At 65.0% G+C, this 12,287-nt stretch carries 12 protein-coding genes and 2 pseudogenes; 9 read left to right on the top strand and 5 right to left on the bottom strand.

What is annotated here, in order from left to right; all coding sequences use genetic code 11:
• The first annotated feature begins 22 nt into the window (after positions 1 to 22).
• From NWE53_RS00875 to NWE53_RS00890, 4 genes are all read left to right on the top strand, one after another.
• Positions 23 to 361 carry a hypothetical protein gene (locus NWE53_RS00875; RefSeq protein ID WP_265052519.1) on the top strand — a complete coding sequence of 113 codons (339 nt, stop codon included), beginning with the start codon at positions 23 to 25 and terminating at the stop codon, positions 359 to 361.
• A 154-nt stretch (positions 362 to 515) separates the two neighbouring features.
• Positions 516 to 1,388 (top strand): DUF1003 domain-containing protein, encoded by an 873-nt coding sequence (locus tag NWE53_RS00880; RefSeq protein WP_442864923.1) that lies wholly within the window; start codon positions 516 to 518, stop codon positions 1,386 to 1,388.
• A 261-nt stretch (positions 1,389 to 1,649) separates the two neighbouring features.
• A complete protein-coding gene (locus NWE53_RS00885) occupies positions 1,650 to 2,687 on the top strand; it encodes an ABC transporter substrate-binding protein (protein WP_265052521.1) in 1,038 nt (345 codons plus the stop codon).
• Positions 2,688 to 2,798: 111 nt separating this feature from the next.
• The gene (locus NWE53_RS00890) at positions 2,799 to 3,527 is read left to right on the top strand and encodes an urease accessory protein UreE (RefSeq protein ID WP_265052522.1); all 729 of its coding nucleotides are present in this window, start codon (positions 2,799 to 2,801) and stop codon (positions 3,525 to 3,527) included.
• 168 nt (positions 3,528 to 3,695) lie between these two features.
• Here the strand turns inward: NWE53_RS00890 and uxuA are convergent, their stop codons facing one another.
• Positions 3,696 to 4,892 carry a mannonate dehydratase gene (gene uxuA / locus NWE53_RS00895; protein WP_265052523.1) on the bottom strand — a complete coding sequence of 399 codons (1,197 nt, stop codon included), beginning with the start codon at positions 4,890 to 4,892 and terminating at the stop codon, positions 3,696 to 3,698.
• A 47-nt stretch (positions 4,893 to 4,939) separates the two neighbouring features.
• Positions 4,940 to 5,635 (bottom strand): GntR family transcriptional regulator, encoded by a 696-nt coding sequence (locus NWE53_RS00900; protein WP_265052524.1) that lies wholly within the window; start codon positions 5,633 to 5,635, stop codon positions 4,940 to 4,942.
• 154 nt (positions 5,636 to 5,789) lie between these two features.
• On the opposite strand from NWE53_RS00900, the gene NWE53_RS00905 reads away from it, so the two are divergent.
• From NWE53_RS00905 to NWE53_RS00925, 5 genes are all read left to right on the top strand, one after another.
• Positions 5,790 to 6,980 carry an extracellular solute-binding protein gene (locus tag NWE53_RS00905; RefSeq protein ID WP_265052525.1) on the top strand — a complete coding sequence of 397 codons (1,191 nt, stop codon included), beginning with the start codon at positions 5,790 to 5,792 and terminating at the stop codon, positions 6,978 to 6,980.
• 87 nt (positions 6,981 to 7,067) lie between these two features.
• The gene (locus NWE53_RS00910) at positions 7,068 to 8,141 is read left to right on the top strand and encodes an ABC transporter ATP-binding protein (protein WP_265052526.1); all 1,074 of its coding nucleotides are present in this window, start codon (positions 7,068 to 7,070) and stop codon (positions 8,139 to 8,141) included.
• Positions 8,138 to 9,028, top strand: a complete 891-nt coding sequence (locus NWE53_RS00915) for an ABC transporter permease (protein ID WP_442864924.1) — start codon at positions 8,138 to 8,140, stop codon at positions 9,026 to 9,028. Before NWE53_RS00910 ends, NWE53_RS00915 begins: the two co-directional genes overlap by 4 nt.
• A 4-nt stretch (positions 9,029 to 9,032) precedes the next feature.
• Positions 9,033 to 9,863, top strand: coding sequence for an ABC transporter permease (locus tag NWE53_RS00920; RefSeq protein WP_265052527.1), 831 nt, complete (start codon positions 9,033 to 9,035; stop codon positions 9,861 to 9,863).
• 78 nt (positions 9,864 to 9,941) lie between these two features.
• A complete protein-coding gene (locus NWE53_RS00925) occupies positions 9,942 to 10,844 on the top strand; it encodes a DUF72 domain-containing protein (RefSeq protein ID WP_265052528.1) in 903 nt (300 codons plus the stop codon).
• 3 nt (positions 10,845 to 10,847) lie between these two features.
• Here NWE53_RS00925 and NWE53_RS00930 read toward each other — a convergent pair.
• The 3 genes and pseudogenes from NWE53_RS00930 to NWE53_RS00940 form a co-directional block, all read right to left on the bottom strand.
• Positions 10,848 to 11,069: pseudogene (locus tag NWE53_RS00930) on the bottom strand (PPC domain-containing DNA-binding protein); the annotation flags it as partial.
• Positions 11,070 to 11,092: 23 nt separating this feature from the next.
• Positions 11,093 to 11,313, bottom strand: a pseudogene (locus NWE53_RS00935) (transposase); the annotation flags it as partial.
• A gap of 113 nt (positions 11,314 to 11,426) precedes the next feature.
• Positions 11,427 to 12,221 carry an IclR family transcriptional regulator domain-containing protein gene (locus NWE53_RS00940; RefSeq protein ID WP_265052529.1) on the bottom strand — a complete coding sequence of 265 codons (795 nt, stop codon included), beginning with the start codon at positions 12,219 to 12,221 and terminating at the stop codon, positions 11,427 to 11,429.
• Positions 12,222 to 12,287: the final 66 nt, after the last annotated feature.

The following is a 12,287-nucleotide window of genomic DNA, read 5'->3' on the forward strand; positions in this document are numbered from 1 at the left end:
GACAATCTCAGGAGAGAGCATCATGCTGGCAATCCAGGGTCTGAAATGCATCTATGACACCACCGGCCGGGGCTGGTCGATCGAGCTCGTCCTCAAGGCCGATGGCGAGGAGGCCGTGCGCCGCTTCGACGTCGACGGGCCCGACGATGCGGAAATGCTGATCGAAGCCTTCGAAGATTCCTCCGCCAGCGTCTTCGATCCTGAAACCGGCGAGATCGTTTTCGGTTACGAGTATGTGGACCTCGATGCGGACGATGAAGACGAAGACGAGGACACCGCCGAGGACGAATCCGACGAGGATGACGAGGACGAGGATTCTGCGGAAGATGCCGACGAGGACGACGGCAAGGTGAAGGCCTGAACCTTATACCCGGCCGGCCGTCGGCGCTGGCTGCGGGGCACCAGCCCGGAGGAGCGCTTTCCTTCGGGCGATCCCGGTCGATGCCGGGATGAGTGGACATGACCGCGACGCGGCGAAGCGAGCCGCGTGCGATGGAGAAGGGCATGATGCACGCATGACGAGGCACGACAGCGAGGACTTGGAAGGGCCGGCGGTTTCCGTAATCGAAGGCCCCGGTTTACCCGGCGCCATCGGCAAGAAGCGCGGCGTCTGCGCCATCAGCGGGCAGGAGACGGCGCGCAGGAACCTCGTCGAGATCGGCACGCTGCGCCCCGCGCTCGCCGACCATATCCGCAACGATTTCCCGGATCTGCCGGACCACGCGCTGATCAGCCTTAAGGAGCTGGCGCGGTACCGCACGCGCTATGTCGAGGAGATCCTGCGCGAGGAGCACGGCGAATATTCCGATCTCGACCGTGAGGTGGCCGAGAGCATCGCCCGGCAGGAGACCATCGCCGAGAACGTCGAGGATGATTTCGAGGAGCATCGCACGCTCGGCGAACGCTTCTCGGACAATCTCGCGAGCTTCGGCGGCTCATGGGCCTTCCTGATCAGCTTCGGCGTCGTGCTTGTCGTCTGGATGGCGATCAACGCCGCGATCGGGGAGGGCAAGGCCTTCGACCCCTATCCCTTCATCCTGCTCAATCTGGTGCTCTCCTGCATCGCGGCGGTGCAGGCGCCGATCATCATGATGAGCCAGAAGCGGCAGGAGTCGAAGGACCGGCTGCGCTCGCTCAACGACTATCAGGTCAACCTCAAGGCGGAGCTGGAAATCCGCCATCTGCACGAGAAGATGGACCATCTGGTCACCCGCCAATGGCAGCGCCTCGCCGAAATCCAGCAGGTCCAGCTGGAGATGCTGCAGGAAGCGCAGTTGCCCAAGCCCAGGCCGAAGCGGCGCAAGAAGCCGGCCGCCAAGAAGAAGCGGGCGGTGCCGGCCGAGGCACTGCCGGCTCCGTCGCCCGGCAAGCCGAAAACCGAGAGCTAGGGCGCGTTGACTTTCCGTTGAACCACGCCGTCATCCCGGGCTTGATCCGGGATGCATCGAAGGGCGTGGGCACTCTACGATGGATCCCGGATCGCCGCTTCGCTGCGTCCGGGATGACGTGCCTTCATGAAACGCCGCGTATTCGGCACGCGCCGCGCCCTTGCAGCCTTACGGGAAGACGGTTGCCCGACACCTTCCCTTGACTCCCCTCTCTCCCGCTAGTCATTTCGTCGGCAAACGAATCCGACCGGGAGGAAGATGATGTCCGCTTTGCGTTTCGCGCCTGCTGGCGCGCTGTTTGCCGGCCTGGCGTTCGCTGCCGCCGGGCAACCCGCCTTCGCCCAGGGACAGGTGACCGTCTATTGCTCGATCCTGGAAGAGCAATGCCGCGAGGGGGCGGCGATGTTCGAGAAGGCGACCGGCATCAAGTTCTCGATGGTCCGCAAGAGCACCGGAGAGGTCTATGCCCAGGTCAAGGCCGAGGCGAGCAATCCGCGTGGCGACGTCTGGTGGGGCGGGCCGGGAGAGCCGCATCTGCAGGCCGCCGATGAGGGGCTGCTCGACGAATACAAGTCGCCGAAGCTGCCGGAGCTGCATGATTGGGCGCAGCGCCATGCCGAGCAGGCGAAGTTCCGCACCAACGGCATATATCTCGGCGCTCTCGGCATCGGGTACAACACCGAGGTGCTGAAGAAGAAGGGCGTGGCCGCGCCGAAATGCTGGGCCGACCTGCTCGACCCGAAGCTGCGCGACGAGGTTCAGATCGCCGATCCCAGCTCGTCCGGCACGGCCTATGTCTTCCTGGCGACGACGGTGCAGCGTCTCGGCGAGGAGAACGGCTTCGAATTCCTCAAGAACCTGCATAAGAACATCAGCCAGTACACCAAGTCCGGCATCGCGCCGGTCAAGGCTACCGCGCTCGGCGAGACGGGGATCGGCATCGCCTTCATCCACGACATGCTGACGCAGAAGCTGCAGGGCGCGCCGATCGAGACCGTCGCCCCCTGCGAGGGCACGGGTTACGAGACCGGTTCGGTCTCGCTGATCAAGGGCGGCAAGAACCCGGAAGCCGCGCGGAAATTCGTCGATTTCACGCTCTCGCCAGACGCCCAGAACATCAATGCGAAGCTGAAGATCAATTCGATCCCGTCGAACAAGAACGCGCTGCTCTCGCCGGATGCACCGAAATTCGCCGAGATGAAGCTGATCGACTACGACACCCCGCGCTGGGGTTCGCCGGCCGAGCGTTCGCGGCTGCTGAAGAAGTTCGATACCGAGGTCAAGGCGCTGCCGCGCTGAGATTGGTCGCGATCCCGAGAGCTTGGTAGCACGGCCGCCGGTTTGTGCTACTAAGCTCCGATCGGGCTCGGGACGCCCTGCGCTCCGGCCCCAGCCATGGGATCACCGCACATGCTTCGCGCCACCTCCGTCGTTCGCAGGGCCGCCGTCCGCGCCGAGCGCGTCGTCGATACGCTCAGCCTCGGATATCAGGATCGCAACCGCGGCGGCGTTGCCGTGAAGACGGCGGGCGGGCTCGAATTCACGATCGATCTGGACAAGCCGGCGGCGCTGAACGACGGCGATGCGCTGAAGCTAGAGGATGGCCGCCTCGTGCAGGTCAAGGCCGCGCCTGAGAGCCTGCTGGAGATCCGCGCCGAGAACCCGCTGCGGCTGGTGCGCCTCGCCTGGCATCTCGGCGGCAATCACGTCCCGGCGGAAATGACGGCGGACGCGCTCTATATCCCGAACGATCCCGCTTTGGCCGAGCTCGTGCGCGGGCAGGGCTGCTCCATGGCGGCGGTCGAGCGCCCGTTCCAGCCGGAGCAGGAGGTCCATCACCACGCTCATGGCGATGACTGCGGCTGCGGGCACGACCATCATCACCACGGTCATGACCATCACGGCCACGATCGCGGCCACGCGCACCACCATCACGACGACGGCCATAAGCACGCCCATGGGCATGAGCCGCATGGGCAAGAGTCGCATGGCCACGAGCAGCACCAGCATGCCCATGCCGAGCATGTTCATGGCGACAGCTGCGGCTGCGGTCATGACCATCACGGCCACGGCCATCAAGACCAAGGTCACGGCCACGGCGCCGCACACGGCCACAAGGGCCATTCGCACGATCACTGAGACAGAAGCAGCGCGTCATGCTCGGGCTTGACCCGAGCATCTCAGGACGAGAACGCGCCCTTTCCTGCCAGAGATTCTCGGGTCTTAGCCCCGCTTCGCCCGAGAATGACCGCTCTGAACTCTGTTGATCTCTTGCAAAGACGGGCCTTCAGGCCCGCCTTTCTCGTCTCAGGCGACGTAGCCCTTCACCTGGGACAGCGCCGCCATCACGCCGCGCAACTCCGCGAGGCCGCGCAGGCGCCCGACGGCCGGGTAGCCCGGGAAGCTGCCCTTGCCGACATCGTCGAGCAGCTCGTGGCCGTGGTCCGGCCGCATCGGGATGCGCCAGTGCGGGATGCCCGCTGCCCGGCGCCGGTGCTCCTCGGCCATCAGCGCATCGACCAGCGCCACCATGTCGGTGTCGCCGCCGAGATGCTCGGCCTCCATAAAGGAGCCGTCCGGATCCTTGGCGACATTGCGCAGATGCGCGAACCAGATCTTGTCGGCGAAGCGGCGCGCGATCGCCGGCACGTCGTTCTTAGGATTGGCGCCGAGCGAGCCCGAGCACAGCGTCAGCCCGTTCGAGGGGGAATCGACCGAGCCGAGGATGAAGGCGATATCCTCCTCGTCCGAGCAGATGCGCGGCAGGCCGAAGAGCGGGCGCGGCGGGTCGTCCGGGTGGATGCACATGCGGATGCCGACTTCCTCGGCCGTCGGGATGATGGCGTCGAGAAAGCGCTTGAGATTGGCCCGAAGCTTCTCGTGGGTCATCCCGGCATAGCGATCGAGGATGCGGGCGAGGCCGGGCAGGTCGTAGCGGTCATAGGCGCCGGGCAGCCCCGCCATCACGCTGGTGAGCAGCCGGTCGCGATCCGCCTGCGACGAACGCTCGAACCAGGTCTTCGCCTTGTCCATCACCTCGGCGGAATGGCCTTCGTCGGCGCCGGGACGCTTCAGCATGAAATGGTCGAGCGCGACGTATTCGTGCAGGTTGAAGCGCAGCGCCGTGCCGCCGCCCGGCAGCTTGTAGGCGAGCTCGGTGCGGGTCCAGTCCAGCACCGGCATGAAATTGTAGCAGATCACCTGCAGGCCGCAGGCGGCGAGGTTGCGCATCGACTGGCGGTAGTTCTCGAAGATGGTTTCGAGATCGCCTTCGCCGATCTTGACGCTCTCGTGGATCGGCAGGCTCTCGACCACCCGCCATTCCAGGCCAAGGCTCTTGTCGCCACGGACGATCGCCTGGCGCTTCTCGATCTCCTCGACGCTCCAGACCACGCCATAGGGGATCTGATGCAGCGAGTTGACGATGCCGCTCGCGCCTGCCTGCCTGGCCTGCGCCAGAGTCACGACGTCGTCCGGCCCGAACCAGCGCCAGCATTGTTCCATGGTCGCGTTTCCTCAGCAGTCTTTTTCTGGGATGATGGGTCGGCCCGTCAGTCGAGCCGAACGGGCGGGGCCGAGCCGGCAAAGGCGTCGACATGGCTGCGTGCGATGTTCTCGATCGCGGCGAAGACGGTCCGCAGATGGGCGCGCATCGCCTTCTCGGCCTGCGCCTCGTTGCCGTTCATGACGCTTTCGGCAATGCCGCGGTGCTCGCGCATGATCATGCCCGGCCAGGTCGCGCTTTCGAGCGACAGGCAGCGCACCCGGTCGAGCTGCGCCTTGACGCTCTCGATCAGGCTCCAGACGGCAGGATGGCCGGCGAGCCGCGAGATTTCGGCATGGAATTCATCGTCATGGCGGAAGAAGGAGGTCTGGTCGCCGGCGGCCAGGTCGCGCTCCTGCTGGAGGATATGCCGCTCGAGCGTCGCCCTGCCGGCATCGTCGATGTGCCGTGCGGCGAGTATGACGGTGCGGCATTCCAGCGTTTCGCGCACGAACTGGCTGTCATGGACGGAGGCGATGTCGATCGGCGCGACGAAGGTGCCGACCTGCGGCACGACCGACAGGAAGCCTTCCTCGACCAGCCGCTTGAAGGCTTCGCGTACCGGCGTGCGGCTCACTCCGAAGCGGACGGCCATCCGCGCTTCGGACATGGCTTCGCCGGGCCGCAGTGCCGCTCCGAGGATGTCGCCTCGCAGCGCGCGGTAAATCTGTTCTGTGCTCTGCCGTGCTGCCGGGGTGCCCATTGCCAAGCTCTGGTCGACTAGTATACTAGGATACCGAGTAATCCGGCCCGGCGTCAACTTTATACGCCGGGTGGATTAAGGAGCCAGTCCCGGAGGCGGCGACCCGGGACAATAGCCACAACAAAGGCGAAAACCACGTCTGGAGGGACAAACCATGGGTCAGGACAGCATTAACCGGCGTCATTTTATTGGCGGCGTCGCCGGTCTCGGCGTTGCGGCGCATGCGCCGGGCGCCTTCGCGCAACAACTCAAACTGCCGGCATCGCCGCTCACGATCAGCATCATCGACGTCGGTGGCGCCCTTGCGCTGGTGCAGACGCCGCTGGAGAACTACGCCAAGGCGAATCCCAAGGCCGTCTCGCGGATGGTCTTCACCAAGGCGCCGGCTCCCGAATTGCCGGCCAAGCTGAAGGCCCAGCAGAACGCCGGCCGTTCCGACATCGATTTCGTCATCGGCGGCCTCGACGTGCTCTCGGCCGGTATCGACCAGAAGCTCTGGGTCGAACTGTTTCCGCGCCATGCAGCCGAGCTGCCGAAGCCCGATGACGTTCTCCTGAAGCCCGCGCTCGCGATGCACAATCTCGGGCAGGGGCAGGCCATGGCGATGGTCTATTACCCCTCTGGTCCGCTGCTCGAATACATGCCGGACAAGGTGAAGAAGGTGCCGACCACGGCCGAGGAACTGCTGGCCTGGTCGAAGGAGAACAAGAACCGCTTCCTCTATGCCCGCCCGGCCAATTCCGGCCCTGGCCGCACCTGGATCATGGGCCTGCCCTACATCCTCGGCGACAAGGACCCGAAGGACCCGGAGAAGGGCTGGGACAAGACCTGGGCCTATCTCAAGGAACTCGGCGAAAACGTCGAATACTACCCCGGCGGCACGGGCGCGACGATGAAGGAGCTCGGCGACGGCACGCGCGACATCATCATCAGCACGACGGGCTGGGACATCAACCCGCGCGTTCTCGGCATCGTGCCGAAGGAAGCCAAGATCCAGGCGCTCAAGGGCTTCCACTGGGTCACCGACGCCCAGTACATGATGATCCCCAAGGGCGTTTCCGAAGAGAAGCTCGGAGTGCTGCTCGATCTCATCCGCCACATGCTGACGCCCGCGCAGCAGGCCTTCACCTATGACGAAGGCTATTTCTATCCGGGTCCGGCGGTGAAGGACGTGCCACTCTCGATGGCTCCGGCCTCCAGCCAGAAGGCCATCGCGGAGTTCGGCCGCCCGGAATACGAGAAGCTGATCGCCGACAACCCGATGGAGACCCCGCTTAACCCGGACAAGATGGTGATCGCCTTCCGCATCTGGGACGAGCAGGTCGGCGGCGCCAAGAAGAAGTAAGACTGCCGAGCGGCGGCGGATTTCGGTATCGAACCGAGGTCCGCCGCCCGGCATCCATCGACATCGCTCTCAGCATTTCCGGAAGCCATGACCATCAACGCAGCGAACTTTCGCGAGCTTCGGCTCGATCGTTTGAGCCGTGACTTCGGCACCCACAATGCTCTCAAGGACGTCTCGCTGACGATCGGCAAGGGCGAATTCATCGCTTTGCTCGGACCTTCGGGCTGCGGCAAGTCGACCACGCTGAACCTGATCGCCGGGCTCCTGCCCGCGACCGGCGGCGGCATCTGGCTCGACGACAAGCGCATCGACCCGCTGCGGCCGGAAGAGCGCGGCTTCGGCATGGTCTTCCAGAATTATGCCCTGTTCCCGCATATGAGCGTGAACAAGAACATCGGCTTCGGCCTCAAGATGCGCGGCGTCCCCAGGGCCGAGATCGACAAGCGCGTGGCCGAGGCCGCGGCGCTGGTGCGTCTGCAGGGCCAGACCGAGAAGCTGCCCGGCCAGCTTTCGGGCGGCCAGCAGCAGCGCGTCGCCATCGCCCGCGCCATCGTCGTCGAGCCCCCGCTGGTGCTGATGGACGAGCCGCTCTCCAACCTCGACGCCAAGTTGCGCCTGGAGATGCGCGCCGAAATCCGCCGCATCCACAACACGCTCGGCGCCACCACGATCTACGTCACCCACGACCAGGAAGAGGCGCTCTCGCTCGCCGACCGCATCGTCGTGCTGCGTGACGGCCAGGTCCGTCAGGTCGGCACGCCGGAGGATCTGTTCTCGCGGCCCGACCATCTCGACGTCGCCGAGTTCATGGGCTTCCGCAACAAGGTGAAGGCCAAGGTCGTCGCAGCCGGCGAGGGCAGGGCGACGCTCGCCGTCGGCGATGCGCAGCTCTCCGGCCGCGCGCGCAATGCGGTCTCCGTCGGCGCCGATGGCCATCTGGCGATCCGGCCCGAGGATCTGCACCCCGTCGCCGCCGGCAGCGCCGGCCTCAAGGCGCAGGTGATCTCGACCGAGTTCCGCGGCCGTGAGTTCGTCGGCTTCGCCCGCATGGCAGACGGTACGGACATCTCCTTCCTTGCCCATGACAAGCTGTCGCCGGGCGAGACCGTCACGCTCGCCGCCGATCCCGACCGCGTCCTCGTCTATGGAGGAGAGGCGTGAGCACGGACATCTCCTCCATTCCGCTGAAGCAGCGGCTGGCGGCGCGCGGTTTCGACGGGCTGACGCTGCTCGTCGTGCCGGCGATCCTGTTCCTGCTGGCGCTGTTCATCTATCCGTTCCTCTACGGGCTCGTGCTCTCCTTCGAGCCGAAGCAGGGCGGCATGTTCGCCAACTATCAGCGCTTCTTCTCCGACCGCTTCCTTTACGGGACGATCGCGACGACGCTCTGGCTCGCTCTGCCGGTGACGATCGCCACGCTGCTGCTGGCGATCCCGATCGCCTTCCGCGTCCGGCTGATGCAGAACCAGCGCCTGCTGACCACGATCCTCGTGATCCCGATCACGCTCGGCACCGTTCTGGTCGCGCAGGGGCTGCTGAACTATCTCGGCCCGCAGGGCTGGTTTAACCGCACGCTGTTGACGCTCGGCATCATCTCGACGCCGGTCAAGCTCCTGCACAACTACTGGGGCGTGATGCTCTCGCTGGTCATCACCGGCTTTCCCTTCACCTTCCTGCTGACGCTGTCCTATCTTTCCGGCATCGATCCGGCGCTGGAGCAGGCGGGCGCGACGCTGGGCGCCGGCCCCTGGGAGCGCTTCAAGCACATCCTGCTGCCGCTGCTGCTGCCCGGGCTCGCTATCACGTTCTGCCTGAGCTTCGTCCAGGCCTTCTCGGTCTTTCCCTCGGCCGTGCTGCTCGGCGCGCCATCGGGGCCGACGCGCGTCATATCGATCGCGGCCTATCAGGCAGCTTTCGAGGAATACGACTACTCCATGGCTTCAGCCGTCGCGATGATCATGGGCATGGTGCAGCTTGCCATCGTCGTTCTGGTGCTGGCCGCGCGCGGCCTGCTCTATCGCGGCCCTGCCGGCGGCGGAAAGGGCTGAACCGATGGTCAAGGACACCCGTCTCTCGACGAAGCTCTGGGCGGCCGCCAACTGGACGCTGATCGGCTTCTTCATCGTCAACCTCTTCGCGATGATCGCGACGGTGGTGACGTCATCCTTCTCGACGCGTTGGCTCGGCACCTGGCTGCCTGCCGGCTGGACAACGCGCTGGTATTCGGCCGCCTGGGCCGAGTTCCAGCTCTCGGACGTACTCTCCGTCACCTTCCAGATCGTATTCCTGGTGGTGGCGATCTCGGGGCTGATCGGCGTGCCGGCAGCCTATGCGCTGGCGCGGCGGGACTTTCCGGGCAAGCGGCTTGTGATGCTGCTCTTCCTGCTGCCGCTGCTGGTGCCGCCGATCACCTTCGGCATTCCGCTGGCGACGGTGCTCTACCAGACCGGCTTCGCCGGCCAGATGTCGGGCGTCGTGCTCGCCAACCTCGTGCCGACGGTACCCTTCGTCATCCTGGTAATGATCCCCTTCATCGAGCAGATCGACACCAAGATCGAGTCGGCGGCGCGCGTCTTCGGCGCCAACACCTTTAAGCTCTTCGTGCATGTGCTGCTGCCGCTGCTGATGCCCGGCATCCTCGCAGCGCTTCTGCTGGTGCTGGTGCGCACGCTCGCCATGTTCGAGCTGACCTTCCTGACGGCTGGCCCGACCAGCCAGACGCTGGTCGTCGCGCTCTACTACGCGGTCTTCGCCGCCGGTGTGCGTGCGGTGCAGTCGATCGACGCCATGGCGGTGATCTACATGGTCACGACGCTGATCTGGCTGATCATCGCGCTGCGCTTCGTCAACCCGACGCAGATCGTCGCCCGCGCGAAGAAGTAAGACAGCGGCGCGGCCGGAACAGGCCGCGCTGCTGCCGCATTGTCCGGACACCGGTTCGACCGGTGTTCGGGAGGGCGAATGCAGCGCGGCACCGTCAGGATCGGCATCTCCGGCTGGGCCTACCTGCCCTGGCGCGGCGAGTTCTATCCCAAAGGCCTGCCGCAGAAGCGCGAACTCGCCTACGCCGCATCGCTCTTCCCCAGCATCGAGATCAACGGCACCTTCTACGGCCTGCAGACGCCGGCCAGCTTCGCGCGTTGGGCAGACGAAACGCCTGATGGCTTCGTCTTCGCGGTGAAGGCGCCCCGCTACATCACCCATGTCCTGCGCCTCGATGACATCGAGACGCCGATGGCCAACTTCATGGCATCGGGCCTGCTGCGCCTTGGCGCCAAGCTCGGCCCGATCCTCTGGCAGTTTCCGCCGAGCCTGCGCTTCGGCGCAGAGCAGATGGAGCGTTTCCTGTCGGCGCTGCCGCAGGATGGCGAGGCTGCCTCTGCCTGTGCCCGCCGCCATGACGACCACATCAAGGCCCGCGGCTGGCTGACGGCAGACGGCATCGGGAGGCTGCGTCATGCCGCGGAGGTTCGCCACGAGAGCTTCCGCGATCCGGCGTTCATCGAGCTTCTGCGCAAGCACGGCGTCGCGCTGGTCTGTGCCGATGCGGTCGATTGGCCTCGGCTGACCGATCTGACGGCGGACTTCGCCTATGTCAGGCTGCACGGCTCCGAGGAGCTCTATGCGAGCGGCTATGACGAGAAGGCTCTGGATCGCTGGTCCGCGCTGATCTCTGCCTGGGCGGACGGGCGCGATGCGGGAGCGGGCGAACGCATCGTCGAACAAGCGCCCGGCATTGAGCGGCCCCGCGACGTCTACGTCTATTTCGACAACACGATGAAGCCTCGTGCACCGCGAGACGCACTGGCGCTGATGAAGCGCCTCGGTCTTGGTCCGAGCGAGAACGGCAACCGGGAGGGATGAAAGTCAGGCGAGGTCGATCAGCGCGATTCCGAGTTCCGGCCGCTTGCGGCGGCAGAGTTCGGTGGGCGCTTCCATGATCGTGACTTCGAGCGTCGGCCGCACGATTCCGCTGAGAAAGTGGCCGCCCTTGGTCGAGCCGTCACGCAAACCGAGCACCACATGCAGGTGAAGGCTCGCCTTGTCGTTCTCGTCCCGGGCGATATCGCCGATCAGGCTCAGCACTTCGCGCGTCGCCCCACCTGCGAAGTCTTGAGCTTGGCCGCCATGTCCGTCGTCAGGCCGGGCTTGCGGCTGCTATCGACCTCCGCCTTCTTCACCCACTCGTTCAGCGTTTGCGCCGTGCAGCCGATCTTCCCGAGATCGACATGATCGTGGCCCAGCGTGACTGATGCTCGGCCTCGTGATCCAGCACCACCCGCACTGCCCGCGAACGGACCTCAGGCGAAAACTTGTTCGTCTTGCTCGTCATAGCCCCGTCCTCTCAAGAGTTGGGGCCTCCGACAACCCGGGGGCGGTTCAGGCCACCTCAGGCGACGCTCCTATCGGCCAGTCGATCTGCGAAATCCATCTGATTAGCGACTGTCACAGTAGCAGTGACCGAACGGACGCCACTTCCGTATTCAGCAAGGGTAGAAAGCGGTCGATCATTTCGCCGGTCGAGATGCGGTCGACATGGGCTCCAATGTTGACAGCCGCAATGATGGCGCTGTCATAGCGCCGCACGGGAACGGAAATCGACCGAAAACCCAGCTCCGCCTCCCTGTCGACGAGCGAGTATCCTTTGCTGCGATCAGAGATGATGGTCGCCAGCAGGATTTCCTTGTCCGTGATCGTGAACGGAGTCATCGCCTCAGGCTTAACTGCCTCCAGGAAATCGGCCAAAGCCTCGTTCTCGAGGCGACTTAGCAAAACACGTCCTACGGCTGTGCAGAATGCGGGCAGCCGATAGCCGATGTCGATGCCGGCCGAGAAGACTCTGGCGGGGCTGGCCCGGGCGATGAAGACGGCCTCGCTATTGTGCAGGATGGCCAGCGAACAGACTTCCTGAGCCTGCGCCGCTACCCGGTCCATCATCGGCTGGAGTACTGCGACGACCTGATTGGACGACAGATAGGCAGTCGCCAAGGAGAGCACGCGCGGTGTGAGCGAGAACAGCTTACCGTCTCCCTCGACGAAGCCCATCTTCGCCAAAGTATGCAGAATGCGCCGAGCTGTGGCGCGTGGCAGATCGGCCGCCTTGGCCATGTCACTCAAGGTGGCGGGCCGGGGCGCGGCAGCAAAAAGTTGGAGCAGGCGCAGGCCGCGTTCCAGACTTTCGATGATGTCGGGGCCGTCACGTCGGGATTCGTCTTCGGGACTTCTTCGCAATTTCGGCATCGTCCGTCCGTGGTCGATCTCGCTGGTCGCCGGACGTCGCACCGGAAACCTGATGGGGTAAGGTAA

It is taken from the genome of Bosea sp. NBC_00550 (genome assembly GCF_026020075.1).
GTDB lineage: Bacteria > Pseudomonadota > Alphaproteobacteria > Rhizobiales > Beijerinckiaceae > Allobosea.